Origin of the sequence: Embleya hyalina (assembly GCF_003967355.1) — a bacterium.
GTDB lineage: Bacteria > Actinomycetota > Actinomycetes > Streptomycetales > Streptomycetaceae > Embleya > Embleya hyalina.
In genome coordinates this window covers 244,129-269,935 of the sequence record NZ_BIFH01000013.1, presented here as the reverse complement: position 1 = coordinate 269,935, position 25,807 = coordinate 244,129, and the positions used below count along the sequence as shown (strand labels likewise).

At 73.0% G+C, this 25,807-nt stretch carries 21 protein-coding genes; 12 read left to right on the top strand and 9 right to left on the bottom strand.

Features of this window, described 5'->3' with window-relative positions:
* Window positions 1-82: 82 nt before the first annotated feature.
* The 3 genes from EMA17_RS01255 (at window position 83) to EMA17_RS01245 (ending at window position 4,391) form a co-directional block, all read left to right on the top strand.
* Entirely contained in the window at window positions 83-1,516 is a 1,434-nt protein-coding gene (locus tag EMA17_RS01255) for a purine-cytosine permease family protein (protein WP_126634963.1), read from the top strand.
* 119 nt (window positions 1,517-1,635) lie between these two features.
* Window positions 1,636-3,279 carry an amidohydrolase gene (locus EMA17_RS01250; RefSeq protein ID WP_246126380.1) on the top strand — a complete coding sequence of 548 codons (1,644 nt, stop codon included), beginning with the start codon at window positions 1,636-1,638 and terminating at the stop codon, window positions 3,277-3,279.
* On the top strand, window positions 3,276-4,391 hold the full coding sequence (locus tag EMA17_RS01245) for a C45 family autoproteolytic acyltransferase/hydrolase (RefSeq protein WP_126634962.1): 1,116 nt from the start codon (window positions 3,276-3,278) through the stop codon (window positions 4,389-4,391). Before EMA17_RS01250 ends, EMA17_RS01245 begins: the two co-directional genes overlap by 4 nt.
* Before the next feature lie 54 nt (window positions 4,392-4,445).
* Here EMA17_RS01245 and EMA17_RS01240 read toward each other — a convergent pair whose 3' ends face one another.
* The gene (locus EMA17_RS01240; protein WP_126634961.1) at window positions 4,446-5,876 is read right to left on the bottom strand and encodes an APC family permease; all 1,431 of its coding nucleotides are present in this window, start codon (window positions 5,874-5,876) and stop codon (window positions 4,446-4,448) included.
* A 101-nt stretch (window positions 5,877-5,977) separates the two neighbouring features.
* Here EMA17_RS01240 and EMA17_RS01235 point away from each other — a divergent pair, with 101 nt between their 5' ends.
* From EMA17_RS01235 to EMA17_RS01200, 8 genes are all read left to right on the top strand, one after another.
* Complete coding sequence (locus EMA17_RS01235; RefSeq protein ID WP_126634960.1) at window positions 5,978-6,655, top strand: TetR/AcrR family transcriptional regulator; 678 nt, start codon at window positions 5,978-5,980, stop codon at window positions 6,653-6,655.
* On the top strand, window positions 6,652-7,803 hold the full coding sequence (locus tag EMA17_RS01230; RefSeq protein WP_126634959.1) for a DmpA family aminopeptidase: 1,152 nt from the start codon (window positions 6,652-6,654) through the stop codon (window positions 7,801-7,803). Before EMA17_RS01235 ends, EMA17_RS01230 begins: the two co-directional genes overlap by 4 nt.
* Before the next feature lie 296 nt (window positions 7,804-8,099).
* Window positions 8,100-9,551 carry a DUF4331 domain-containing protein gene (locus tag EMA17_RS01225; protein ID WP_218042581.1) on the top strand — a complete coding sequence of 484 codons (1,452 nt, stop codon included), beginning with the start codon at window positions 8,100-8,102 and terminating at the stop codon, window positions 9,549-9,551.
* A gap of 3 nt (window positions 9,552-9,554) precedes the next feature.
* A complete protein-coding gene (locus EMA17_RS01220) occupies window positions 9,555-10,799 on the top strand; it encodes a tetratricopeptide repeat protein (protein ID WP_126634957.1) in 1,245 nt (414 codons plus the stop codon).
* Entirely contained in the window at window positions 10,796-12,370 is a 1,575-nt protein-coding gene (locus EMA17_RS01215; protein WP_126634956.1) for a HoxN/HupN/NixA family nickel/cobalt transporter, read from the top strand. Before EMA17_RS01220 ends, EMA17_RS01215 begins: the two co-directional genes overlap by 4 nt.
* Before the next feature lie 77 nt (window positions 12,371-12,447).
* Window positions 12,448-12,852, top strand: a complete 405-nt coding sequence (locus EMA17_RS01210) for a hypothetical protein (RefSeq protein WP_126634955.1) — start codon at window positions 12,448-12,450, stop codon at window positions 12,850-12,852.
* A 212-nt stretch (window positions 12,853-13,064) separates the two neighbouring features.
* Window positions 13,065-13,658, top strand: a complete 594-nt coding sequence (locus EMA17_RS01205) for a sigma-70 family RNA polymerase sigma factor (protein WP_126634954.1) — start codon at window positions 13,065-13,067, stop codon at window positions 13,656-13,658.
* Window positions 13,655-14,689, top strand: a complete 1,035-nt coding sequence (locus tag EMA17_RS01200; protein WP_126634953.1) for a zf-HC2 domain-containing protein — start codon at window positions 13,655-13,657, stop codon at window positions 14,687-14,689. The genes EMA17_RS01205 and EMA17_RS01200 overlap by 4 nt, the downstream gene beginning before the upstream one ends.
* Window positions 14,690-14,740: 51 nt before the next feature.
* On the opposite strand, the gene EMA17_RS01195 is transcribed toward EMA17_RS01200, so the two are convergent.
* The 7 genes from EMA17_RS01195 to EMA17_RS01165 form a co-directional block, all read right to left on the bottom strand.
* Window positions 14,741-16,240 (bottom strand): MFS transporter, encoded by a 1,500-nt coding sequence (locus EMA17_RS01195; RefSeq protein ID WP_126634952.1) that lies wholly within the window; start codon window positions 16,238-16,240, stop codon window positions 14,741-14,743.
* Between the two features lie 102 nt (window positions 16,241-16,342).
* Complete coding sequence (locus tag EMA17_RS01190) at window positions 16,343-17,260, bottom strand: ornithine cyclodeaminase family protein (RefSeq protein ID WP_126634951.1); 918 nt, start codon at window positions 17,258-17,260, stop codon at window positions 16,343-16,345.
* Window positions 17,257-18,285 (bottom strand): proline racemase family protein, encoded by a 1,029-nt coding sequence (locus EMA17_RS01185; RefSeq protein WP_371862956.1) that lies wholly within the window; start codon window positions 18,283-18,285, stop codon window positions 17,257-17,259. The genes EMA17_RS01190 and EMA17_RS01185 overlap by 4 nt, the downstream gene beginning before the upstream one ends.
* A 125-nt stretch (window positions 18,286-18,410) precedes the next feature.
* On the bottom strand, window positions 18,411-19,625 hold the full coding sequence (locus EMA17_RS01180; protein WP_126634949.1) for a hypothetical protein: 1,215 nt from the start codon (window positions 19,623-19,625) through the stop codon (window positions 18,411-18,413).
* Window positions 19,597-20,184 carry a hypothetical protein gene (locus EMA17_RS01175; RefSeq protein WP_126634948.1) on the bottom strand — a complete coding sequence of 196 codons (588 nt, stop codon included), beginning with the start codon at window positions 20,182-20,184 and terminating at the stop codon, window positions 19,597-19,599. The genes EMA17_RS01180 and EMA17_RS01175 overlap by 29 nt, the downstream gene beginning before the upstream one ends.
* 124 nt (window positions 20,185-20,308) lie before the next feature.
* The gene (locus tag EMA17_RS01170; RefSeq protein WP_126634947.1) at window positions 20,309-21,406 is read right to left on the bottom strand and encodes a winged helix DNA-binding domain-containing protein; all 1,098 of its coding nucleotides are present in this window, start codon (window positions 21,404-21,406) and stop codon (window positions 20,309-20,311) included.
* 184 nt (window positions 21,407-21,590) lie between these two features.
* Complete coding sequence (locus EMA17_RS01165; protein ID WP_126634946.1) at window positions 21,591-23,993, bottom strand: ATP-binding cassette domain-containing protein; 2,403 nt, start codon at window positions 23,991-23,993, stop codon at window positions 21,591-21,593.
* A 197-nt stretch (window positions 23,994-24,190) separates the two neighbouring features.
* Between EMA17_RS01165 and EMA17_RS01160 the strand changes: the two genes are divergently transcribed.
* A complete protein-coding gene (locus tag EMA17_RS01160; protein ID WP_126634945.1) occupies window positions 24,191-25,033 on the top strand; it encodes a TIGR02452 family protein in 843 nt (280 codons plus the stop codon).
* A 39-nt stretch (window positions 25,034-25,072) separates the two neighbouring features.
* Here the strand turns inward: EMA17_RS01160 and EMA17_RS53190 are convergent, their stop codons facing one another.
* Window positions 25,073-25,663: a TetR/AcrR family transcriptional regulator gene (locus EMA17_RS53190; protein WP_218042579.1), complete on the bottom strand. Its 591-nt coding sequence runs from the start codon at window positions 25,661-25,663 to the stop codon at window positions 25,073-25,075.
* Between the last annotated feature and the right edge of the window lie 144 nt (window positions 25,664-25,807).

Below are 25,807 nucleotides of genomic sequence, written 5' to 3'. Positions count from 1 at the left end.
GACAGCTTATTGGATGTGCGACCATTAGCCAGTTGGCCATGCGACCAATAACCGGCGTGGCCGGCCGACCCGAGAGGGCTCGATGACCATCACCAAGCGCGTCCCCGACGAGAGACCACACGAGACACCCGGCGCCGGAGCCGCCGGACACCGGGAGACCCGGGGCATCGACCAGGTCCCCGCGGAGGAACGCGGCGGCCGTCCGCGCCGGCTCTTCGCGGTCTGGGCCGCCCCGAACGTGAGCTATCTGAGCTTCGTCGTCGGCGCCACGCTGATCATCATGGGCCTGTCCCTCCCCCAGGCGATCGGGCTCATCCTCACCGGCAACCTGCTGTGGATCTGTACCGGCGTCATCGCCGCCTCCGGCCCGGTCGCCGGCACCAGCGGATCGGTGATCTCGCGCGCCATGTACGGCGTCGTCGGCAACAAGGTGGTCCTGGTCCTGAGCGGATGGCTGATCGCCGCGGCCTACCTCGCGCTCAACTGGTCGGCCGCCTCGGTCGCCGGCATCGGCCTGGCCGGTCGCTACGGCCTGCCCGACAACTCGGTCGTCGACGCCGCGGTGATCTGCGCCATCGCGGCCGGCACCCTCCTGATCGCGATCTACGGATACGCCACGATCGTGCGCCTGTACTCCGGGCTCAGCGTGTTCCTGATCGTCGTGTTCATCGTGGTGACCGGCCACGTGCTCGCCGAGACGGACTGGTCGTACACCCCGGCCGAACCCCTGCACGGCGCCGCCCTCGCCACCGTGCTCGGCGCCGGATTCACCATCGTCGCCTCCACCCCGCTGTCCTACGCCAACAGCCCCGACCTGGCCCGCTACCTGCCGCGTGACAGCAACCCGTACGCCATCGCCGGCTGGACCGCCGTCGGCGCGTATCTGCCCAGCGTCCTCTTCACCGGCGTGGGCGCCCTCGCCGCGACCGGCCTGGACATGAGCGACCCCGAGGCCGCGCTGGAAAGCATCCTGCCGGGCTGGTTCATCCCCGTCTTCGTGATCGCGGTCGTGGTCAACACGATGACCAACAACGGCATGACCGCCTACAGCGCGAGCCTGTCCATCCAATCCGTCGGCGTTCGGCTCGCCCGCATCCCCGCCGTACTGATCATCGGCGTACTGGGCACCGCGATGACGCTGTACGCGATCCTCGTCTTCGACTTCCTCACCAGCGTCAACACGATGCTCCAACTCGTGGTCGTGGTGACCGGTCCGAGCATGGCGGTCGCGGTGACCGACCTGGTCCTGCGCCGCAACCGCTATCACGGGGCCGACCTGCTCGAACAACGCCGCGGCGGGCCGTTCTGGTACCACCGCGGCGTGCACCCGGCGGGCGTGCTCGCGCTGATCGGCGGCGGCCTCGTCTCCACGATGTGCGTCGACACCAGCTTCTGGACCGGGCCGATCGCCGCCGCCATGGGGAACGTGGATCTGGCCATCCCGTCCGGGATGATCACGGCCGCGGCGATCTATTGGGGCGTCACCCGCACGACCGGCACGATCCCCAAGGCGTAGCCCCGCACCGAACGCACCGCGAACACCGGGAACCCCGGAAACACCGCGAACACCATAAAAACCGGAAGCACCAAGCACCCCGAGCACCCCGCACACCCGGCAAGACCGAAGGAACCCGCTTGTACGCCGACGTCGTCCTGTTCGCCCGGCACCTCGAACAGCCCACCGCCGCTCCCGAAGCCCCCGACCCGCTCGACCGCGCCGACGCCGTCGCCATCACCGGCGAGCGCATCGTCGCCGTCGGCACCGCCGCCGACATCGCCGCGCTGCGCGGCCCCGACACCGTCGTCCACGAGTTCCCGGGCGCGACCATCCTGCCCGGCCTCGTCGACGTGCACACCCATCCCGTATGGGGTTCGATCTCCATCGGCAGCGGCGTGGACCTGCTCGGCGCCGGCACCCTCGACCAGGTCTGCGATCGACTGGCCCGCGCCGTACGGGAACGGCCCGCCGACTCCTGGATCACCGGCTACGACCTCGACGTGAACGTCTTCGCCGGCGATCCGACCGGACTCGTCCTCGGCGAACGATTCCCCGGTGTGCCCATCTCCCTGATGACCCGCGACGCGCACGCCCTGGTCGTCAGCCCGCACGTGGTCGAGCTGATCGGCCTGACCGGCCGTGAGACCTTCACCGACGCCTCGTCCGTCGAGGTCGGCCCCGACGGCCGCCCGACCGGGTACATCGTCGAACTCCAGGCGATGGACCTGGTGTTCGCGCACTATCCCGAGGTACCCCTGGACACGGCCGCGGAGTTCGTCCGCGACCGGCTCGAACTGCTCGCCGCCGGCGGTCTGACCGGGCTGCACGCGCTCGACTTCGCCGATCCATCCGAGGCGGTGTACCGGCACATCGAGGCCCACGGGGACCTGCCGCTGCGCGTCCGCTGCTCCCCGCTCGTGCCGGCCGACTCCGATCCGGACGTCTGGCGGCACGTGGCCGACCTCCAGGGTCGCCGCGGTCGGCGCTGGCACGTGGCGGGCGCCAAGTTCATGCTCGACGGCACCGCCGACAACGGCACCGCCTGGTTCGACCACCCCGACACCCACGGCGAGAACCGCGAGCCGCTGTGGCGCGACGTCGACGCCTACCGCGCCGCGATGCGGTTCTTCACCGAACGCGGCATCCCGACCGCGACCCACGCGATCGGCGACCGGGCGGTGCGCTTCGCGCTCGACGTGATCGAGGAGGTCGGTCCGGTCGACCGGGCCCCGCACCGCATCGAGCACATCGAGTCCATCCCCGACGATCTCCTCGGCCGGTTCGCCGAACTCGACGTGGTGGCAAGCCTCCAGCCCGCGCACGGCACCCGGCACACCCGCGCCGACGGGACCGACAACTGGTCGCGCCGGATCGGGCCGGACCGGGTCGCGCACGGCTGGCGTACCCGCGACCTGCTCGACCACGGCGCCGTGGTGGCACTGGGCTCGGACTGGCCGATCGGTCCCGGCGACCCGCGCGTCGGCCTCGCCGACTGCCAACTGCGCCGCCCCGTCGAGGAGCCGAACTCGGCACCCGTACAGCCCGATCAGGCGCTCACCGCCCGCGAGTCCTACGCCGGGATGACCGTCGCCGCCGCCCACGCCGCCGGTGCCGGCGCCGAACTCGGCCGGATAGCCCCGGGCTTCCTCGCCGATCTCACCGTCTTCGCGGCCGACCCGCTCGCTCTCGCGCCCGAGGCGCAGCCCGAAAACGTCGTACTGGCCACCGTCGTCGGCGGCGAGGTCCGCCGCCACCCGCGCTCCCCGGAAGGACGCCCGTGACCACGCTCGAAGTCCCGCCATCGCCTCGACCCCGTCGCCACGTGGCGGTCGCGGCCGAGGATCCGCACACCCGCGGCGTTGCCCGCGGCGAACAACTGCGCGACGGCATCCCCGCCGCACTCGACGCGTACGACCGCCTGTTCGCGCTCGGCGGCATCACCCCGGCCCGGGTCCGTGCCGACGCCGAACGCGCCCTCGACACGATCGGGCGCTTCCACGCCGGGGCCCGGGCCGAGATCGAGGGCATCGCGCACGGCGCCGGCCTCGACCCGTGGCGGGTGGCCGCGCTCAACGCGCGCACCGAGATCCTGGCCCGCAGCGCGGCCGTACCCCCGGGCGAGTGCACCACGATCGTGCGCAGCGTCGCGGCCGAGCCCGGGCGCCCGGCCCGCACGTTCGGCGTGCAGACCTGGGACTGGCACGTGGAACTGCGCGACCTGTGGCACACGGTGGAGTCGCGCGGCGGCCGGTACGACTTCGTCGGCATCACCGAACACGGCATCCTCGGCAAGATCGGCGTCAACGGCGCCGGCCTCGCCCTGCACTTCAACATCCTCGGCCACGAGCGCGACGGTGTGGGCGGCGTGCCGATGCACGTCCTCGCCGCGATCGTGCTGGGCGAGGCGGGCGGCGTCGCCGAGGCCGTCGAGATCATCCGCGGCGCGCCCATCGCCTCGTCGGGGTCGTTCGCGCTCTTCGACGAGGGCGAGGCCGTGCTGCTCGACCTGAGCCCCGTCGGGGTATTCGAGATCCGGCCGGAGCCGGCCGAGGGATACCTGCTGCGCACCAACCACTTCCTGACGCCGCTGCCCGCCGAGGCGGAGAAGTCCCGTCTGTACCAGCCCGATTCGGGGGAGCGCTACGACTTCGTCCGGGCCCGCCTCGCCCGCGCCGAGCCGCCCGCCACGCCGGCCGGGCTGGCCCGGCTCCTGGTGACCGGGCCGGGCGAGCCGCCGGTGACGTGCGTCCCGGATCCCGCCCAACCCCTCGGTGCCCGCTGGGCGAGCCTGGCCACCGTCACCCTGGAGCCGGCCGACCGCACCGCCCACGTCCTCGACGGCACCCCGGCCGACGCGGACTCCCGCCCCTGGCGCCGACTCACGGCGGGCTGAGCGGGTGGGCCGGGGCCGGCGGGAGACGGCCCCGACCCACCCGGGGGCGATCGGCTACTCGGTCGTGTCCCGAACCGCGTCGGGCATGGTCCAGCGGTGCTCACGCCTGGGGTACAGGTAGGCGTAGTAGTAGAGGTATCCCGCCGCGACCATGGCCACGGCGATACCGGCCGGGCGCCAGTCGGCGTCGATCGACTCGTACAGGACGTACGTCATCACGCCGATCGCGGCCACCGGGACCCACGGCCAGGCGGGCATCCGGTACGTCGCGTGGGCCGTCGCCCCGGAGATCCGGCCGTACAGCGCGGCGACGGCGACGAAGATGTACAGCAGCACCAGATTGGCGCCGGTGGCCAGGATCAGTTTGTCCAGCGGGACGAGCCAGGCGACGACGATCGCGGCGGCGCCCATCGACAGGGTGGCCGCGATGGGGGTGCGCAGGCGCGGGTGCACCGCGGCCAGCGGCCGGCCCACCACGTCGGGCCAGGCCCGGTCGCGGGCGGACGAGTACACCAGTCGGCCGATCTGCAGCATGATCGCGATCACCGCGTTGACGATGGCGATCGCGATGCCGAGGCTGACCACGGTGTTCACCGTGTCGCCGCCGCGTTCGAGCAGGAAGTAGTTCATCGGGGACGGGGCCGCCATGAGTGCGCTCGTGCTCGGCGTGCCCAGGAGCACCGCCACCAGCGGCAGGCACTCCGCGACCACGGTGATCCCGAGCGACCACATCACGATCCTGCCGATCGAGGAGACCTGTCGGGTCTCCTCGGCGTAGTACACCGACGTGCCGTAGCCGTTGTAGGCGAACAGCGCACTGGCGGCGAAGGACGAGACGAGCCCGGCCGAGGCGCCGACGAGCACGCCGTCCTCGCCGAGCGCGTGCGGCGTCCAGAGGGTGGATATCGGTTGCTCGACGTCGACCAGACCCAGCCAGACCAGTACGGCGATCGCGGCGAGTTCGACGGCCAGGAACACCCCGGTGACCCAGGCGTTGGTGCGGATCCCGAGCACCGAGACGAGCGAGGCCACCGCGATCACGGCGAGTCCGGTCTCCTTGCCGCCGAGCGAGTCCCAGACCACGCCCAGGTAGTCGCCGGTGCCCAGGGCGATCACCGCCACCGTCAGGACCCCGGCGAGCAGGGCCAGCGCGAACAGCGCGAAGCCCGTGGCGCGGCCCAGGGTACGTGCCGCGAAGGCGTACTCGCCGCCGGTGATCGGGAAGGCGCTGGACAACTCGGCGTAGCAGAAGGCCATCAGCATCCCGGCGACGGCCGCGAGCGCGAAGGCCAGTGCCGCCGCGCCGCCGAGCCCGCTGATCACCGACGGCATGATGATGAAGACGCTCGACGCGGGCGTGACGGCGGACAGCGTGATGAACATGTTCTCGCGCAGACCCAGCGAACGGGACAGGTCCTGGGCGTAGGCCGGCGACTGCGGCGGCGGGGTGCCGGCGGGCGGCCGGCTGCCCTGGGTTTCGGCCATGTGGCTCCCTTGTCGGTTCTTTGACGCCGGAGTCAACGATATGGAAGAGTCCCACGTCAATAGGATGACGATAATTTGGCACTGAAGACAAGGAATGATGCATGGCACGTCCGAGGAATCAGACGGCGCGGCGCGCGCAGCTGGTCCACGCGGCCACCGAGGCGGTCGGCCGGCGCGGACTGGCCCAGTTGCGGGTGGCCGACATCGCCGAGGTGGCGGGCGTCGCGCGAGGGTCGGTCAACTACTACTTCAGCGATCTCGGCGACCTGCTGCGGCAGGTCTACCGGCAGGCCGCGGACCGCTTCTACACGTCCCGCGCGGACACCGCCTCCCGGCTGCCCGACGCCCGGGACAAGCTGGTGGCCTGCGCCCGGCTCGGGTTGCCGGCCGGCCCCCAGGACGAACTCGCGGTGGTCCTGTACGAGTTCAACGCCGCCGCCCGGGACGAGAGCGAATACGCCACACTCGCGCAGAGCCTGTACGACCGCCAGGTCGCCATGTACGGCTCGATCCTGGAAATCGGGCGCGCCCAGGGCCACTTCCGGTTCACCGAGCCGATCCCGGACGTGGCCGCGAACCTGGTCACCCTGGAGGACGGTTACGGCCTGCACATCGTCGGCCGCAATTCCTCGCTGCCGCCCGAGCGGGCCCTGGCCCTGATCCTGGCCCACGCCCGCCAGGCCACGAACTGCCCGGACCTGCGGCCGGACCGGGTCGTCCCCGATCCGCAGGCCGGTCCCGACGCGGTTCGCCGGCACACCCCGGAAGGCACCGCGTGAACGTCCCCGCCCCATCCCCCCGCACCGCCACCCCGTCGGGACGGCCCCGCGCCCGGGCCCTGGGCATCCGTCTCGACGGCACACCCGGACCGGCCAACGCGCTCACCGACGTCCCCGGCGTCGAGATCGGCTACACCACCCTCGTCGAGGGCACGTCGGTACGCACCGGCGTCACCGCCCTGTTGCCGCGCGGGCGGGCGGGCGTGGGCCTGCCCTGTGCCGCCGGACGCTACGCGCTCAACGGCAACGGCGAGATGACCGGCGGCAGTTGGCTCGACGAAACGGGCAGCCTGGCGGGCCCGGTACTGATCACCAACACCCACGCGGTGGGCCCCGTGCACCGCGGGGTGATCGACTGGACCGTGGCCAATCGGCCCGAACTCGCCCGGCAGTGGCTGCTCCCGGTGGTCGCCGAGACCTGGGACGGCTACCTCAACGACATCAACGGCTCGCACGTCCGCCCCGAGCACGCGGTCGCCGCGATCGACGCGGCCGCCCCGGGCCCGGTCGAGGAGGGCTGCGTCGGCGGCGGCACCGGCATGAACTGCTATGGCTTCAAAGGGGGTTCGGGCACGGCCAGCCGGGTGGTCGAGTACGGCACGGCCCGCTACACGGTCGGGGCCTTCGTCCAGGCCAACTTCGGCGCGCGTCGCGAACTCGTCGTCGCGGGCGTACCGGTCGGCCGCCGGATGACCGAGGACAACCCGATGGAGGACACCGACTGGTTCGCCCCCGGCGGGGCCGGATCGGTCATCGTGGTGGTCGGCACGGACGCCCCCCTGCTCCCCGGCCAGTGCACGGCGCTGGCCCGCCGGGTCCCGATCGGCCTGGCCCGCACCGGCACCACCGGCAGCCACTTCTCCGGCGACATCTTCCTGGCCTTCTCCACCGCCAACCGCGGTGCCCTGACCAGTGGCTTCCCCCAATCCCCGGCCACGGACGAGGACTACGACACCCTGCGCCACATCCCGTGGGGCCGCATCGATCCGTTCCACACGGCCACCGTCCAGGCGGTCGAGGAGGCCGTCCTCAACGCCCTGGTCACCGCCGAGGAAACCATCGGCCGCGACGGCCACCGCACCCCGGCCGTACCCCACGCCCGCCTGCGAACACTGATCGAAGGCCGGCTCCGCCCCGACGAAACCTGACCACTCCCGGACGCCGGGCGACACCCCCGGCGCCCGGGAGGCCCGGGAGGCCCATCACCAACACCCCCACTCCATCCCGCCCCACGGAGCCCATCCGGCTCGGCCACACTCCACCCCGTCCCGCGCCCGACGCACCCGCCTCGCCCCGACCCGCGCGGCACCGCTCACCACGCACCGCTCGGGCGCGCCCGCTGTTACGTCCCTGAAGCATTTCGCGGCAAACCACGGACCCGGCGGCACCGAACCAGAGGTGTCACGGCAGGCCATGTCGTGCGATGTCGAGGGGGAACCCTTCCATGAGGCACATCCACCACCGCCGGTCGACCGGCACGGCGATACTCGCGGTCGGCGCGCTGCTCGCGGCCGGGATCGTCGGCTACGGCGACGCCGGTCCGGCCGGCGCGTCCAGCCATCGCGAAGCGCCGCTGATCGCGGCGAGTCCGCAACTGGACAACACCGACCTGTACGCGTTCGTGAGCCCCGACCGCCCGGACACGGTCACCCTGGTGGCCAATGTCATCCCGTTCCAAGAGCCCAACGGCGGCCCGAACTTCCACCCGTTCGCCACCGACGCCCGCTACGAGATCAACATCGACGGGGACGGCGACGGCAGGCCCGACGTCACGTACCGCTGGACGTTCCGCGACGAGGACCGGCGCGGCAACGACACGTTCCTGTACAACAACGGCCCGGTGACCTCGCTCGACGACGAGAACCTGCTCTTCCGCCAGCGCTACACGCTCCAGGAGATCCGCGGCACGAACTCCCGCACGCTGCTCGACCAGGGGCGCGTGGCCCCCTCGCGCGTGGGCGCCGCGTCGATGCCCGACTACAAGGGCCTGCGGGATGCCGCACTGCACGATCTCCCGGGCGGGGGAAGGGTGTTCGCGGGCCAGACCGAGGACCCGTTCTTCCTGGACCTGCGGGTCTTCGACCTCCTGTACGGCGGCAACCTCAAGGAGGTCGGCCAGGACACGGTGGCCGGCTACAACGTGAACACGCTGGTTCTCCAAGTCCCGAAGTCCGCGTTGGCGTTGCGCAACGACGCCGAGCGCAACCCGGTCGTCGGCGTCTGGAGCACCACGTCCCGACGCGGGATGAACGTGGCGGCGGCCGACGGGCGCGAGCGCGACTGGGGCCGCTACGTACAGGTCTCGCGCCTGGGCAATCCGCTGGTGAACGAGGTCGTGGTGCCGGCCGGCCTGAAGAACCGGTTCAACGCGATGACGCCCGATCAGGACCGGACCGTCCCCGAGTTGGTCGACCGGGTGAACCAGCCCGAGGTACCGCGCCTGATCGAGAAGATCTACGGGATCAAGGCCCCGCAGGGCCCGCGCGCCGACCTGGCCGAGATCTTCCTGACCGGTGTCGCGAAGGCGACCGCCGGCCCGATCCCGGTGGACCTGAACTCGCAGTTGCTGAACAAGGACGTCGATCCCAAGTCCTTCGTACCGGCCGAGGAGTTGCGGCTGAACATGTCGATCCCGCCCACCGCGAAGCCGAATCGGCTCGGCGTGCTCGGCGGCGACCTCGCCGGCTTCCCCAACGGCCGCCGGTTGTCCGACGACGTGGTGGACATCGAACTCCAGGCGCTGGAGGGGGCGGTGGCCACCGGGCGTCCGGTGCCTGCGCTGGCCCGAGGGGACATGGTCGACGCCGACAACCGGGCGTTCGGGACCACGTTCCCGTATCTCGCGCTGCCGGAGTACTGGCCGGTCAACCGCGCCGTCGACGCGCCGAGCGGGTGAATCGTGCGCCCGCTGCGAATGTGGGGCGTGGGCGCGGCGGCCGGGGTCCTGTTGATCGCGGTCCCCGTCGCCGTGTACTCGCTGGATTCCGACCGGGGAAGCACCGCTTCCCCGGTCGGGGCGCGGGCGGTGACCCCGGCCGACCCGATCGCGGCCGCGCAGGCGCGGTTGCGCGAAGTGCCCGACGACGCTCAGGCGTTGGCGGCGCTCGGTGGGGCGTACGTGGAGCGGGCCCGGGTCACCGGGGACGCGTCCCTGTACACCCGGGCGGGCGAGGCGTTGGACCGGGCGCTGGCCCTGGCCCGGTCCGGGACGCCCGCGCGGACGACCGCGCTGGTCGCTTCGGCGGCGTTGGCCAACGCCCGCCACGACTTCGCCGCCGGGCGGGAGTCGGCGCTGCGGGCGGTCGAGGCCGATCCGTATCACGCGCCCGCCTACGGTGCCCTGGCCGACGCCGCCACCCAACTCGGCGACACCCGGACGGCCACCGACGCGATCCAGCGCATGCTCGATCTGCGCCCGTCGGTGGCCTCGTTCACGCGCGCGTCCTACGATTTGGAGCTGCGCGGCGACGTGACCGGTGCGCGGGCCGCGCTGGATCGGGCGTCCGAGGGTGCGTTCACCCCGGACGAGATCGCGTACTGCCGGTTGTGGCAGGGCGAACTGGCCCGCCGTTACGGGGATCCCGCCGCAGCGCTCGCGATCCACGAGGCGGGCCTGCGCACCGCGCCGGGCGATCCGGCCCTGCGCGCCGGACGGGCGGCCGCGATGGCCGACCTCGGACGCACCGACGAGGCACTGGCCGAGTACGCCGCGATCACCGCGACCACGCCGATCCCGCAATACCTCACGCGCTACGGCGAATCGGCCGAGCACGCCGGGAAGCCGGCGCTGGCCCGGGAGCAGTTCCGGCTGGTCGCGGCGCAGTTCGCGGTACTGGACGCGGGGGGCGCGACGGACGACGTGGCGCGGGCGCTGTTCGAGGCCGACCACGGCGATCCGGCCGAGGCGGTCCGGCGCGCGGAGGCGGAGCGGACGCGCCGGCACTCGGTACACACGGCGGACGCGCTGGCCTGGGCGCTGTACCGGGCGGGCCGCGCCGACGCGGCACTGCCCTACGCGCTGGAGGCCACGGCGGGCGGCTGGCGTGATCCGGACGTGCTGGCCCACCTGACGGCGATCCGCGCGGCCGTGTCGGCGGATCCGGGGACCTCGGCGGACGCCGGGAGTTCGGGAGGTCGACGATGAACGCAAGATGGGTGGTGGCGGGCTGCGCGGCGGTCCTGGGCGCCGTGGGCATCCTCGTCGTCGCCGAACCCACGGCCTCGGCACACCCGTTGGGGAACATCAGCGTCAACCAGGCCCACGGGCTGACGCTGCTCCCCGATCGCGTCGAGGACCTGGCGCTGGTCGACGAGGCGGAGATCCCCACGCTCCAGGAGGAGGGCCGCCGCGACCTCGACCACGACGGACACCTGTCGGCGGCCGAGTTGCAGGCCCACGCCGACGCCGAATGCCCGCGCCTGGCCCGGGGGTTGCGGTTGCGGATCGACGGGCGGGACGCCGCCGCGTGGACGGTGGTCCGGGCCGGCGCCGAGCGCGTCCCCGGCGCCGCCGGGCTGTCGACCACGCGTACCGAGTGCCGATTCGCCGCGCCGGTCGACCTGTCCCGGCCGGCACGGGTATCCGTGCACGACGGCAATCACCAGGGCCGCCCGGGATGGCGCGAGTTCACCGCCGAGGGCCGGGGCATCGCGGTCGGCACCTCCCCGGTGCCCCGGACCAGCCCGAGCGACGGGCTGCGCACGTACCCGGTCGACCTGCTCACCTCGCCGCCGGACGTGCGCGACGTGGACCTCCGCGTGCGGCCCGGCACGGACGGCCCCGCGCCGGCCGCACGACGCTCGACGCCCGACCCGATCGAACGCGCGTACGCGAGCGCGCAACGCCGCTTCGACGCGGCAGTGGGCGCCGATCACCTGACGGTCGGGGCCGGCCTCGCCGCCGTGCTCCTGGCGCTCGTCCTGGGCGGCTCGCACGCGGCCCTGCCCGGCCACGGCAAGACGATCATGGCGATGTACCTGGCCACGCGCGGGGCGGACGGGCGCCGCCAGGGGGTGCGCGACGCGGTGACCGTGGGCGCCACGGTAACCCTGACCCACACGGCGGGGGTCCTGGCCGTCGGCACACTGCTGACCGTGTCGACGTCCCTGACCGGCGAGCGGGTGCTGATGTGGCTGGGCACGGCAAGCGGCCTGCTGGTTTTCGGCATCGGGGCCTGGCTGCTGCGCGGGGCGATGGGCGGCCTGCGCGCGAGTCGGGCCGAGCCCGGGAGCGCGAAGCGGCACGGACCGCACACCCACGGACACGCCCATGCACACACCCACGCGCACGGCCACGCGCACCCGCACGCGCACGGCCACGACCACGGCCACGACCACCCGCATCCCGATCCGCATGACCACACATCCCTCGCCCTCGCCGAAACACCCGCCGAGCCCGCCCACGAAGGCCGCCGCCGCACGCGCGGTGTCCTCGTCGGCATGGGTGTGGTCGGCGGCCTGGTGCCCAGTCCGTCCGCACTGGTCGTCCTGTTGGGCGCGGTGGCGCTGGGCCGCACGGTCTTCGGCGTCCTGCTCGTACTGGCCTACGGCGTGGGCATGGCCGCCGTGCTGACCGCCGCGGGTCTGATCCTGGTCCGCCTGCGACCCACGTCCCGGCGGCCGCGCGGCGTGTGGTGGTCGACGTACCTCCCCGTGGCCACCGCCGTATCCGTATGCGTCGTCGGCGTGGTCCTGACCCTGCGTGCGGCGGCCTGAGTCCCGGCGCACACCGACCGCCGACCGCACTCGACGCGAAGAGGCAACACACCCATACAGGAAGGGAGTCGGTCACCATGCCGACCACAGCCACCAGGACGACGGGGCCGCTCGCGGCACTCGCGCTCACCGCCGTCATCGTCGCCTCCGCCACCGCCTGCACCGGCTCGGGCGGGCACGCCGACGCCGAGCGCCCGCCGTTCTCGGCCGCTCCCGCGACGGTGACGTGCCAGGAGCACCAGCGGTCCCGACCCGGACCGGACTACACCTCGCAGGAGGACGCCGACACCGCGAAGATCATGACCGTGCTGGAGCACTACACCGCGAACGGACGCAAGCCCTACTGCGACGGCAGGGCCGCGACGGCCGCCGACCTCGCCTGGGCCCGGTTGTACGTCGACATGGGCGCCGACGCGGCCTACCTCTCCCCCGGGCTCGGCGGCGCCGGCGTCCCGGACGAGGACCCGACTCCGTCGCCCTGACCGATCCGCATACACGGGCCGCGGCACCCGGGCGACCGACCCGGGTGCTGCGGCCCGCTCTCCCGCGACCGGCGCGGCGGCGCGGCGGCGCGGCGATCAACCGCCGGGATGACCCCGACGAACGGCCGGGATTCTTTACCTTTCCGGCTCATCCGCCCGGCGTTCGGCTCCGAATACCGTGTGGGCGTTGGTCACCACCGGGGGGTGGACGCGTGAAGGCACGGAACGATTCGTCACGTGCGGAGGAGCACGTGCACGATCGGCTCGTCCAGGGCGACGAGTCCGCGCTCGCCGAGGTGTACGACTGCTTCGTGGGGCTCGTGCACTCGGTCGCGATGCGGGTGAGCGGGAACCGGACGGCCGCCGAGGACATCGTGCAGGAGGTGTTCGTGCATCTGTGGGAACACCCCTACGCGTTCCGGCCCGAACGCGGCTCGCTGCGCGGGTGGTTGTGCCTGTTGGCGCACCGCCGCGCCGTCGACTGGGTCCGCGCGGAGCATGCCCGCGAACGGCGCGTCGAACACGCCTGCCGCACGGGCGGCGGGGAGTGGGTGGCGAGCGCCGAGGACAGTGTGGTGGCCGCCGACGAGGCGGCCCGGGTACGGTCGGCGCTGGCCCGGCTGCCCGCGGCGCAGCGCGAGGCGATCGAGTTGGCCTTCTACGCCGACATCACCTACCGGGAGGTGGCGTCGCGTCTGGGCGTCCCGGAGGGCACGGTGAAGTCCCGAATGCGGGGCGGGTTACGTCAGTTGGCGACACTGTTGGGAAACCCGTCCGGACGCGGGACGAGCGGGGAGGGACGATGAGCGACAGCCACGACCGGATTCCCTCGGTGCTCGCCGCGTGGGTGCTCGGGGTGTGCGAGCCGACCGAGGACGCCCGGGTGCGGGCGCATCTGCGCGAGTGCGCGGATTGCCGGGCCGAGGCCGATCGGTTGCGGGCGGGTGTCCCCGGCCGGATCCGCAACGGCGGACGGCCGGTTCCGCCGCCCGCGTTGCGTGCCCGTACGCTGCGGGCCGCCGTCGGCGCACGGGCCCCGCGCGCGTCGGTGGGCACGTACGCCGCCTGCTTCGCGGACGCCGTGGCCACGCTCGACGCGCTGCTGACCGAGGTGCTGCCCGGCGGGGATCCGGCGACGCGGCGGGTGATCGGCGACGCGGGCGCGGTCGGCGAGCCGTGGGACGTACCAGGGGTCCTGGCCCATCTGATCGCCACCGACGGCGTCCTGTGCGCGGCGCTGGGACTGCCCGAGGCGGTGCCGTCGGCGATCGCGGCGGGCGAGGGGCCCGGGGACCCGGACGGTCGACGCACGGCCGAGGTGCTGACCCGGCTGCGCGACCACACCCTCGCCGAGGCCCGCACCGTGTGGCACGACCAGGCCGACCGCCTGCTGCGCGCGGCCCCGCCGACCGGCGACACCACCGCCCCGGCGACCGGCGACACGGGCCCGCGGGCGCCCGCCGCGCGGCTCGTGGACGCCTACGCGGATCGCGCGTTCGAGACCTGGATCCACACCGGCGACCTGGCCCGCCTCTTCGGCCTGCGCGCGGTGCGCCCGATCCGCCTGGACCAGCTGATCGCCTACGGCCTGCGCGCCCTGGCCCCGAGGTTGACCGAGGCCCCGGTCCGCCTGGTCCTGACCGGCCGGGGCGGCGGCGAATGGATCCTGCCCACCCCCGACGCCACGCCGCGGGCGACCGTCACCGCCGACGCCGTCGAGTTCTGCCTGCTCTTCGGCGGCCGCCGCACCCCCGCATCGGTCCGCGCCCACATCACCGGCGATCACCCGACCGCCCACTCCGCCCTCGCCGCGGCCGCGTCCCTCGCCCGCCTGTAACGCCGCGCGGCGCCGACCCCGGGGGGTGGCGCCGCGCGGCGGGGTGGGAGCTCAGACGTGGACGGGGGCGTGGGCGGCGACCTCGCGGGCGACCGGCCCGCGCAGGGCGAGCGCGGCCAGGGCGGTCAGCACGATGCCGGCGGCGGCCAGGTGGACGGCGGTGCGCAGACCGTCGGCGGTGGCGACGCGCAGCGCCTCGCCGGTGTGGTCGCCGAGGCCCGCGTTGGCGACGGCGACCAGGAGGGCCAGGCCGACGGCGCCGCCGATCTGCTGGCTGGTGGAGGCGATACCGGACGCGATGCCCTGGTCGGTGGGGTTCACCCCGGTCGAGGCGGCGCCGAACATCAGGGTGTAGCCCGCGCCCTGGCCGATGCCCAGGACCACGAGCCCGGGGATCAGGGCGGCGTACGAGGCGTCGGGGGACATGGTCGGCGCGATGATCGCGGCGCCGGCGGCACCGGTCAGGAGCGAGGCGATCAGGATCGGGCGGATGCCGTACCGGGTGGCCAGCCGCCCCGCGGTCTGCGAGCCGACCGCGATGGCGGCCATCGGCACCAGGAAGGCCAGGCCGGTACGCAGCGCGCCGTAGCCGTGCACGCCCTGGAAGTAGACGGTGAGGAAGTAGAGCAGGGTGCCGAAGGTGGCCATGTAGAGGAAGGTGACGCCGGTGCCGACGGTGAGGTCGCGGTTGGCGAACAGGCGCAGCGGCAACAGCGGGTCGGCGCTGCGGCGTTCGACGGCGACGAAGGCGGCGAGCAGGGCGGCGCCGGCGAGCGCGGCGCCGAGCACGGGGGTGGCGGTCCAGCCGGATTCGGGTCCCTGGACGAGGGCGTAGACCACGGCGGTGATGCCGACGGTGGAGGTGAGCGCACCGGCCAGGTCGAAGGAACGGCCTCCGGTCCGCGGTGCGTCGGGGGTGATCAGCGGGAACGCGAGCGCGGCGGCGAGGGCGGCCAACGGGACGTTGACGAAGAAGACCGACTCCCAGCCGAGGGACTGGGTCAGCACGCCGCCCAGGAGCGAGCCCAGGATCATTCCGCTGCCGCCGGCGGTGCCCCACACCGCGAACGCCCGGTTGCGTTCCCGTCCTTCGGCGAAACCGGTGGACACGAGGGTGAGCGTGGCGGGGAAGAGGAAGGCGCCGCCGATGCCCTGGATGGCCCGGGCGGCGATCAACAGCGCGGGCGATCCGGCGAGTCCGCCGAGCAGGGACGAGACGGCGTAGAGCGACAGTCCGAGCGTGAACATCCGGCGCGGTCCGAACAGGTCGCTCGCCCGGCCGCCGAGGAGCAGGAAGCCGCCGAAGGCGACGGCGTAGGCGCTGATCACCCATTGGAGGTTCTGCGCGGAGAAGCCGAGCCCGGTGCCGATCTCGGGAAGCGCGACGTAGACGATGTTGTAGTCGATCGAGATGATCAGTTGGGCGAAGGCCAACAGCGCGAGCACGAGCCCCGGCCGACGGCGGGAGGGCGTCTCGGCGATGGTGGTGCCGCCGCCGTCGGGTTCGGCGGCGGCGGTCCTGCGGCGTGGCGTGGCGACTCGGGACGACATGGCGTGGCCTGTTCTGTGCGGTGTGTTCTGCCTGGTGGCAGGAACAAACCTAGAAGCCGGATCGACCAGCCACAGGGTGCATTCGGAGCACGGATTCGTGGGTCAATTTCCCTCGTGCCGCCGGTGCATCTCCACCGCGACGGCCAGGTCCTCCCAGGACATCCCCACGCTCTTGAAGAACCGCGGCCGGTCCTGGGGGACCGTCTCCTCCCCGCGGACCAACTCCGCCAGGTTCACCCCGGCGTCACGGCTCGCGTGCCATCCGGCGAGGAGCAGATCCCCGGCCTCCTTGGCGGCGGCGGAGCGTGCCTCGACGTACACGGCCGAGCGCCGGACCAGCGCGGTGTCGACCTCCCGCGCCGTCGGCTCGTGCGAGCCCACCGCCACCACGGCCGCGTGGGCGGGGACCAGCGTGCCGTCGAACAGCGGTTCGCGAGCCGTGGTCGCGCACACCACGATGTCGGCGTCGGCGACCGCGTCCGGCGCCCCGACCGTCGCCGCGAGGCCGAACCCGCGGGCGTGCTCGACCAGTTCCCGGGCCGCCTCGACGCGTCGCGCGACGACCGTGAGCCGGCTCAGCGGCCGGACGGCGAGCAGGGCCGCCAGGTGCCCGTACGCCTGCGGCCCCGTACCGAACAGCACCAGGTGCGCGGCATCGGCGACGGCCAGCCGCCGGACCGCGACGGCGCTGACCGCGGGCGTCCGCAGCGCGGTCAGCGCGGCGCCGTCGAACAGGGCCAACGGTCGCAGTGTGGGCCCGTCGAGGAGCAGGTAGCTGCCGGTGATCCGGGGCAGCCCCCGGGCCGGATTGCCGACGGCGACCCCGGCGATCTTGACGCCCACGTGCGACGACACCGCCGCGGGCATCAGGAGCAGTTCCCCGGCGGGCACGGCCACGCTCGACCGGGCGGGTACATCCTCCGGGTCGAGTCCGGCGAGCAGCGTGCGCTCGATCGTGTCGATCGCCTGCGCGGGCGTCGACTCGACCGGGATGGTGGGCAGTCGATCCGTGACCGTCACAGCAGGAATCCCGTCCCGAGCGTGTCGTCGGCATCCAGCAGGAACCGATGCTCGCCGGTGCGATACGCCGTGCCGGTGACCTCGGTGAGCACGCCGGCGGGGTGCGTCCCGACGACCTTCCCGGTGAAGACCGTACCGATGATCGACTCGTGGCGCAGTTCCTCGCCCGTCGCGATCCGTCCGCCGTCGGCGAGCAGCGCCAGTCGGGCGGACGTACCCGAACCGCACGGGGAGCGGTCGATCTGGCCGTCGGCGAACACGGTGACGTTGCGCTGGTGGAGTCCGGTCCCGGTGTCCGGCAGTTCCTCGTGGAGGATGACGCCGTAGACCCCGGAGAGGCGGGGGTCGTCGGGATGGCGGGTGGCCGGCTCGTCGGCGAGCGCGGCGCGGATCTCCCGGCCGATCGCGGTGATCTCGGTCAGCCGGTCCGGGGTGACGGCAAGGCCGAGCGAGGTCGCCGAGACGGAGGCGTAGCAGGCCCCGGAGTGGGCGAGGTCGACCTGTACCGGGCCGCGCGAGGTGGTCACCGGGATCTTCCTGGCGGCGATGCCGGTGGGCACGTTGCGGAAGGTCACCGCGGTGGTCCGCCCGGCGCGGCGGTGCACGATGGCGGTGACCCGACCGGAGGGAACGTCGATGTACACCCGCGCCGTTCCGTCCGCCGGTGCCGCCACCCGCCCCGAGTCGACCGCCCACGCGCCGAGCGCGATGGTGCCGTGGCCACAGGCGGTGGAGTAGCCGTCCTTGTGCCAGAACAGCACCCCGAGGTGCGCCTCGTCGTCGTCCGGCGGTACCACGAAACCGCCGTACATGCCGCCGTGCCCGCGCGGTTCGCGGGTGAGCAGTCGGCGGATGTCGTCGAGCGGACCGGGGCGCGGCGCGGTGGCGGTGCCTCCCGCCCCGAGCACGATCGCCCGCCGCTCGGCGACGGTGTCCCCGGCGATCACGGGCAGCCCGCGGGAGACGATCCGGAAGGGTTCGCCGGCGGCGTGGTAGTCGACGGTCTCGATGGCGGCGATCACGATGCGGGCGCCTTCTTCCTGGCGGGGGTGGGGAGTTGCGGGCACGGTCGGATGGCGAGCCATCGAGCCTTATAAGGTGTGACATTGTATTGACAAATACCGGACACCCGCAAGCATCCTCGCCGGCATCACCCGGACGAGCCGACCACACCCGCCCACTGGGCGATCGCCGACGCGAGGATCAGGAGCCCGAACAGCGCCGCCGGAAGCGCGGCCGGCGCCACGAGCCGCGCGCCCGGGCCACGCCACGTCGCCTCGGTCAATGCCGCGAGCCGCGTCGCCTTCGCGTGCGACGGCTGCTCGGCCTGCCGTTCCCGCAGGAAGGCGGACAGATGCCCGACCGCCTCCGGATCGCGACACGCCTCGGTGTCGGCGCGCAGTTCCTGCACCAGCGGAATCAGGCGCTTGGCCCGCCGGACGCCGGCGATACCGCTCACCAGGGTCGCCGCGAACAACACCATGAGCACGACATCGCCCAGCCGCATGGCGACCACCGCCGCCGAGTCCACGAAGACCGCGAACGGGCCGACCCCCGCGCACGTGTCGAGCAGCTTGCGCCGCCCGGGATCGTCGTGCCGCGCGTGCGCGATCTCGTGCATCAGGTGCACCCGGAAGGAGGGGTTGTCGCGCAACTGCGGCCGCCAGTGCATCGGGATCAGCACCACGTTGTCGGGATTCCCGAGATTGAGCGAGGCCTGCGCCCGACCGTTGCGCCACGCCAGGGGCCACACGACCGCGGACGCGACCACCAGGAACACGGTGAAGGCGGTGCCGTCGGTGGGATCCACATCCAACTCGTCCAGGACGGCCACCACGATTCCGCAGACCAGACCGAGGCCCAACAGGCAACCGCCGTTCCGCACACCCCAGTCGCTGCCCCGGCCCAGGCGTCCCGGCGTCGGCCGGGGTACGTGGCGGGTCACCAGCGTCGCGGTCCGATCCCATACGCTCAGTGCCCGGATCGTGCGCGGATCCAGGCCGGACGCCTCGAACGAGGCCCGCACCGCCTCCCAGCGCGGGTCGCCCCAGTCCACCTCGCGACGCTTCACGCCGTCGTGCCGATGCCGGTACGACTGCGCGGCCCATCCCTGCATCACCTGGATCGCGACATACGCGAACGGCAGGAGCACGCCGCCGATCCCGATCGCCGCCCACTCCCACGGGTCGGCCGTCCCGTCCGTCGCGGCGATCACCACGAGGGGCACGTTGAACAACAGCAGCGGCGCCAGGGCCGCGACCCACAACACCCGAAGGGCGCGGTTCAGCCCGCGCAGTCGGCGCAGCCGGGCCGTGTCGAACGTGCGGTCGGCCGCCTCACGCGGGCGCGGAGTCGCCGGGCCCACGGGGTTCCGCCTCGGCCAACGCGCGCAACTGCTCGCGGACGATCTCCTCGATCGCGGCCGGATCCACCTGCGGGGGCAGGGTGTTCCCCTCGGCGGCCAGGACCAGCGCGGCGATCTCCCCGACGGTCGGCACGGCCCGCGTCACCGGCGGGTCGCCGGCGGCGTCCCGGCCGGGCGCCGCGGGCGCACCGGGTGTACCCGGTGTACCCGCCCCGTCCGGCTCCGCGTCCCCGTCAGCCGAGGCGAACAGCCCCCGGGCGTACCCGACCGCGTCGCGCAATCCCCGGTTGATGGCGATGTCGGTGGCGACCGCCAACACCCGATAGGCGATCTGGCCCAGCACGGTCAATCCGATGCCGAGGAACACGTGCCCGTCCACCAGCGCGGCGTCGCTCTCGTCGACGTCGACCGACTCGGCGCCCGGCACCAGCCCGCTCTCGCGCATGTCCTCCGCGAAGTCGTCGAACAGATCTTCGCGGTCCTCGGGCGCGACGACCGCCGCGGCCGCGTCCACCATCACGAGCACCAGCTCGATCTCGTCCTCTGCCAACGGCTGCACGGAACCCCCCGGTCCGGTCGGCGATCACGCCACGCCACGAACATCCCACCCGACGTCGATGGTAGGCGGATCCGCCCCCGCCCACCGGAGTTCGGGCCAAAAGCCGGAAACCGGGGCGCCGGCCTCAGCCGGCGGCCGAGTCGATCCGCACCCGATCGTTCCCGCCGTCGGACAGGAACGACGCCAACGCCTCTCCCTCCTCGCCCACGGCGGCGTGTTCGGCCCGGGACAACGACCGCAGCGGGGTGACCGTCACCGTCCCGCCGTCGACGTTCCACGTCGCGCCGACCCGACCGTCGAGCAGGACCACGCGCACGCCGGCGACCGACAGGCCCCGGTGCGCGTCGTCCACGATGCGGGTGCGGTCGTCGTAGCCGAGAAGCGCGTTGTCGAAGGCGGGGAGGAAGCGCACCGGGGCGGGGGTGTCGGGGTCGGGGCGCGGCGCGTCGGGCAGGTCCAGCAACTCGCGCCCCCGCTCGTCCCGGAACGAGATCAGCTCCGCACGCACCGCGGCGACCGCGCGCGGCAGGCCCGCGAGGCCGCACCAGGCGCGCAGGTCGGCCGAGGCGGCGGGGCCGAACGCGGCCAGATAGCGCCGTACCAGCGCCTCGCCGACCGGATCCGCGTGCGCCGGGGCCGGGGGGTCGACCTCGCGCCCCAGCCACGAGGAGACGAGCGCGTTGCGCACGCCCGCCCGAACCCGCCACACCCCGCGCGGCGGGAGCTGCACCACCGGGACGAGCGCGATCAGCATCTCCCCCAGCGCCCGCTGCGGCACGTCGGGTCGACGATCGGCGAGCGCCCGGGCGAACTCCGACATCGAGCGCGGCACCCCGTCGGCCATCACCTCCCGGCCCTCCGCGGCCAGTTCGTCGAGATCGATCCCGTCCAGCTCGCGGCGGTACACGCCCATCACCCGCTGCCGCAACATCGAGGCGTGGCGGGCCCGCCAGGCCAGCGCGTCGGCGGCGGTGACCAGGTGCACCGTCCGGCGCATCAGGTGGGTGCGCACCACGTCGCGCCCGGTCACCAGGTCGGACAGCGTCGCGGGGTCGAACGCGCGCAGCCGCGACCAGAGCCCGATGAACGGCTCCTGCGGTTCCTGCGCCTGGAGACCGCCGACGTGCGCGACGGCCGCCGCCGGCGGCAGGTCCGCCCGATCGAGCAACAACTGCCGCGCCAACGTCGCCCGGTTGAGCGCCCGCGTGCCGAGAACGGTCATCGGAACCGGCCACCCTTCGTTTCCCGTCGCACGACCACGACCGATCCCCCACCTCTCCACACGTCCATGTCCCCAACCTGCCATCGGTAGCGGTCAGCTTGTGACCGCTACCGAGGCATCACGGCTTCGGGTACAAGACCTCGGGACGCACCGCCGAGACGGGACGCACCGATCCCCCGTCCCCTCAGCCCCCCACGTAGTCCGCGAGGTGCTCCGCGGTGAGCGTCGACCGGGCCGCGACCAGATCCGCCGGCGTGCCCTCGAACACCACCCGCCCGCCGTCGTGCCCCGCCCCGGGCCCGAGGTCGATGATCCAGTCGGCGTGCGCCATCACCGCCTGGTGGTGCTCGATCACGATCACCGACTTGCCCGCGTCGACCAACCGGTCCAGCAGCCCGAGCAGTTGCTCGACGTCGGCGAGATGCAGACCCGTGGTCGGCTCGTCCAGGACGTACACCCCGCCCTTGTCGCCCATGTGCGTGGCCAGCTTGAGCCGCTGCCGCTCGCCGCCGGACAGTGTGGTCAGCGGCTGCCCCAGACCGAGGTAGCCGAGCCCGACGTCGGCGAGCCGCCCGAGGATGGTGTGCGCGGCCGGCGTGCGCGCCTCGCCCGCGCCGAAGAACTCCTCGGCCTCGTTCACCGACATCGCCAACACCTCGCTGATGTCGCGCCCGCCCAGGTGGTACTCCAGCACCGAAGCCTCGAACCGCCTGCCCTCGCACTCCTCGCACACACTCGCCACGGACGCCATCATCGCCAGGTCCGTGTAGACCACGCCGACCCCGTTGCAGGTGGGACAGGCGCCCTCGGAGTTGGCGCTGAACAGGGCCGGCTTCACCCCGTTCGACTTCGCGAACGCCTTGCGAATCGGGTCGAGCAGCCCGGTGTACGTCGCCGGATTGCTGCGCCGCGAACCCCGGATCGGCCCCTGGTCGACCGAGACCACACCCTCGCCGGCGGCCTGCGAACCGCCCACCAGCGAGCCGTACACGAGCGAACTCTTCCCGGAGCCCGCGACCCCGGTGACCACCGTGAGCACCCCGAGCGGCACGTCCACGTCCACGTCGCGCAGGTTGTGCGTGGCCGCGCCGCGGATCTCCAGCGCGCCGGTGGGCTTGCGTACCCGCTCCTTGAGCCTCGACCGGTCGTCGAAGTGCCGGCCGGTGACGGTGTCGCTCTTGCGCAACTCGTCCACCGTGCCCTCGAAGCAGACCGTGCCGCCCGCCGAGCCGGCGCCGGGGCCGAGGTCGATCACATGGTCGGCGATCCCGATCGTCTCCGGCTTGTGCTCCACCACGAGCACCGTGTTGCCCTTGTCCCGCAGCCGCAGCAGCAGGTCGTTCATCCGTCGGATGTCGTGCGGGTGCAGGCCGATGGTGGGCTCGTCGAAGACGTACGTGGTGTCGGTGAGCGCGGAGCCGAGGTGGCGGATCATCTTGACCCGCTGCGCCTCGCCGCCGGAGAGCGTGCCCGACGCCCGGTCGAGCGAGAGGTAGCCCAGGCCGATCTCGACGAACGAGTCGAGGGACTGCCCGAGGTTGGCCAGCAGCGGCGCCACCGACGGCTCGTCGATGCCTCGGATCCACTCCGCCAGATCGCTGATCTGCATCGCGCAGGCGTCGGCGATGCTCACCCGCTTGATCCGCGACGACCTGGCCCCCTCGCTCAGCCGGGTGCCGCCGCACTCGGGGCAGGTCCCGAACGTCATCGCCCGCTCCACGAACGCCCGGATGTGCGGCTGGAGCGCGTCGATGTCCTTGGCCAACATCGACTTGCGGATCTTCGGGATCAGCCCCTCGTAGGTCAGGTTGATCCCGTCGACCTTGATCTTGGTCGGCTCCTTGTACAGGAGGTCGTGCAATTCCTTCTTGGTGAACTTGCGGATCGGTTTGTCCGGGTCGAAGAAGCCGCAGCCGCCGAAGATCCGGCCGTACCAGCCCTCCATGCTGTAGCCGGGGACGGTGAGCGCGCCCTCGTTGAGCGACTTGGAGTCGTCGTAGACCTGGGTCAGGTCGATGTCGGAGACGGTGCCCCGGCCCTCGCAACCCGGACACATGCCGCCGGTGCGCTGGAACGACGCCTTCACCGCCTTCTTGCCACCACGCTCGACCGTGATCGCGCCGCTCGCCCGGACCGAGGGCACGTTGAACGCGTACGCGCCGGGCGGGCCGATGTGCGGCTTGCCGAGTCGGCTGAACAGGATGCGCAACATCGCGTTGGCGTCGGTGGCGGTGCCGACCGTGGAGCGCGGGTCGGAGCCCATGCGCTGCTGGTCGACCAGGATCGCGGTGGTCAGCCCTTCGAGGACGTCCACCTCCGGCCGGGCCAGGGTCGGCATGAAGCCCTGGACGAAGGCGCTGTAGGTCTCGTTGATCAGCCGCTGCGACTCCGCGGCGATCGTGCCGAAGACGAGCGAACTCTTGCCCGAGCCGGACACACCGGTGAACACGGTCAGTCGACGCTTGGGGATCTCGACGTCGATGCCCTTGAGGTTGTTCACCCGGGCGCCGTGCACGCGGATCAGGTCGTGGGTGTCGGCGGCGTGCGGCGCGGGCGACCGCGGATTCGTCCTCGGGGCCTTGCTCATCCTGACTCCTGTGCTCGCGGTCGGGCGTTGTGGCGGCGGATCCGTGGCCGCGGGTCGGCGGTGCGTGGCGCTCACGCTAGCCGCCGACTCCATGACCGCGCTTCTCCATTCCCGATCGGTTCGATCACCGGCGAGCGACGCGCCGCGTGCCGAAGGGAATTGGGCCCTCGCGTGGCAAACCTCTAGCGTACGAGCCTGTGAACAGCAGATTGCGGGACATCGCGGCCGTGAACGCCCGGATCGTCGCCACGGGCGAATACTCGACTCCTTACGGCACGGTCCGGGTGGGGCCCGCGCTGCACGCGGCGATGTCGGGCACCGTCGGCCATCCCCCGGACGGGCCGCTCGCCCCGCACCCGGTCGGCGCCGGGCCGTCGACGCGATTCCGGGTGACCGGCGAGGGCAGCCTCCAGGCCGCGCGGCGCCTGTCCGGGTCGGGCCCGGGCACGATCGCGGTGTTGAACTTCGCCTCCGCGCGCAATCCCGGCGGCGGCTATCTGCGCGGTGCCCGGGCCCAGGAGGAGGACCTGTGCCGCAACAGCCTGCTGTATCCCTGTCTGTTGCGTGCCCCCGACTACTACGCCGCCCACCGCGCCGGACCCGATCTCCTCTACAGCGACCGGGTCATCTGGTCCCCCGACGTCCCGGTGCACCGTGACGAGCACGCTCGCCTCCTCGACCAGCCGTTCCCGGTGTCGTTCCTGACCTGCGCCGCCCCCAACGCCGGCGCGACCCTGCAGCGCGACCCCGCCGCGCACGGCCGCATCCGGGAGACCCTTCGCCGCCGGGCGGGCCGCGTCCTGACGGTGGCCCACCACCACGGCGCCCGCCGACTGGTCCTGGGCGCCTGGGGATGCGGGGTGTTCCGCAACGACCCGCGTGAGGTCGCCGGCGCGTTCCACGACCACCTCGCCCCCGACGGCCCCTTCGCGGCGGCCTTCGAGCACGTCGTCTTCGCCATCCACGACCCCTCCCCCGACTCGCCCAACCGGACGGCGTTCACCGAACGATTCGGCGCCGCGGAGATCGGCCGGCGCTGAGCCGGGCCCCGGGCGACCCGCGCGGCGCGGGCCGCCCCATCAGCCCCGCGCGGCCGCGTATACGGCCGAAACGGCGTCGGCGATCGGGCCGGTCGGGTCGCGCTCGGGGTCGCGGCGGGCGAGGCCGTCGTAGACCTCGAAGCCGGTGAGTTGCCAGACGACGTCGATCGTCTCCGGCCCGACCTCCACCCCCCGGGCCGCCAGGAGCGAACCGAGCGCGGTACGGCGCATGTCGTCGCGCTCGCGCAGCAGTCGGTCGAGTTCGGAGTCCAGCACCGCCATGCCGCGCAGCCGGCGGATCGCCACCGGGTCGGCGGCCCAGAAGCGCGAGAAGGTCTCGGTGAACCGGCGCAGCGCCGCGTCCACGTCGGGCGCGGCGAACGCCTCGGACAGGTCGACGCCCGCGCGCGTGGCCAGCCCGTCGAAGAGGGCTTCGAGCAGGCCGGCCCTGGTACCGAAGGCGTTGTAGACGGTCTGGCGGGACACGTCGGCCGCCTTGGCGATGCCGTCGAGCGTGATCTGGGTGGGCTTGGCGGCCGCGAGCAGCGAGCGGGCGGCGGTCAGGATGCGCAGTCGGGTGTCCTCGGCTGCGGCCTGACGTTTGTCGGACTTGTACACACGCGGACTCACGCGGCTTGCCCCTTCCACGATTTTGGATTTACTGTCTGTCCATTGAATTCTACGCGACCTCGCGGATCGCGGATACCCCGGCCTGCCCGGGCGTCCCGGTACGCCCGATTCGCACCTTCGCACCACCTCGACCCGGGAGTGCAC

Coding starts and splice junctions, on each gene's coding strand:
- EMA17_RS01255 (WP_126634963.1), top strand. CDS start 83: ATGACCATCACCAAGCGCGTCCCCGACGAGAGACCACACGAGACACCC.
- EMA17_RS01240 (WP_126634961.1), bottom strand. CDS start 5,876: ATGGCCGAAACCCAGGGCAGCCGGCCGCCCGCCGGCACCCCGCCGCCG.
- EMA17_RS01235 (WP_126634960.1), top strand. CDS start 5,978: ATGGCACGTCCGAGGAATCAGACGGCGCGGCGCGCGCAGCTGGTCCAC.
- EMA17_RS01225 (WP_218042581.1), top strand. CDS start 8,100: ATGAGGCACATCCACCACCGCCGGTCGACCGGCACGGCGATACTCGCG.
- EMA17_RS01215 (WP_126634956.1), top strand. CDS start 10,796: ATGAACGCAAGATGGGTGGTGGCGGGCTGCGCGGCGGTCCTGGGCGCC.
- EMA17_RS01210 (WP_126634955.1), top strand. CDS start 12,448: ATGCCGACCACAGCCACCAGGACGACGGGGCCGCTCGCGGCACTCGCG.
- EMA17_RS01200 (WP_126634953.1), top strand. CDS start 13,655: ATGAGCGACAGCCACGACCGGATTCCCTCGGTGCTCGCCGCGTGGGTG.
- EMA17_RS01195 (WP_126634952.1), bottom strand. CDS start 16,240: ATGTCGTCCCGAGTCGCCACGCCACGCCGCAGGACCGCCGCCGCCGAA.
- EMA17_RS01170 (WP_126634947.1), bottom strand. CDS start 21,406: ATGACCGTTCTCGGCACGCGGGCGCTCAACCGGGCGACGTTGGCGCGG.
- EMA17_RS01165 (WP_126634946.1), bottom strand. CDS start 23,993: ATGAGCAAGGCCCCGAGGACGAATCCGCGGTCGCCCGCGCCGCACGCC.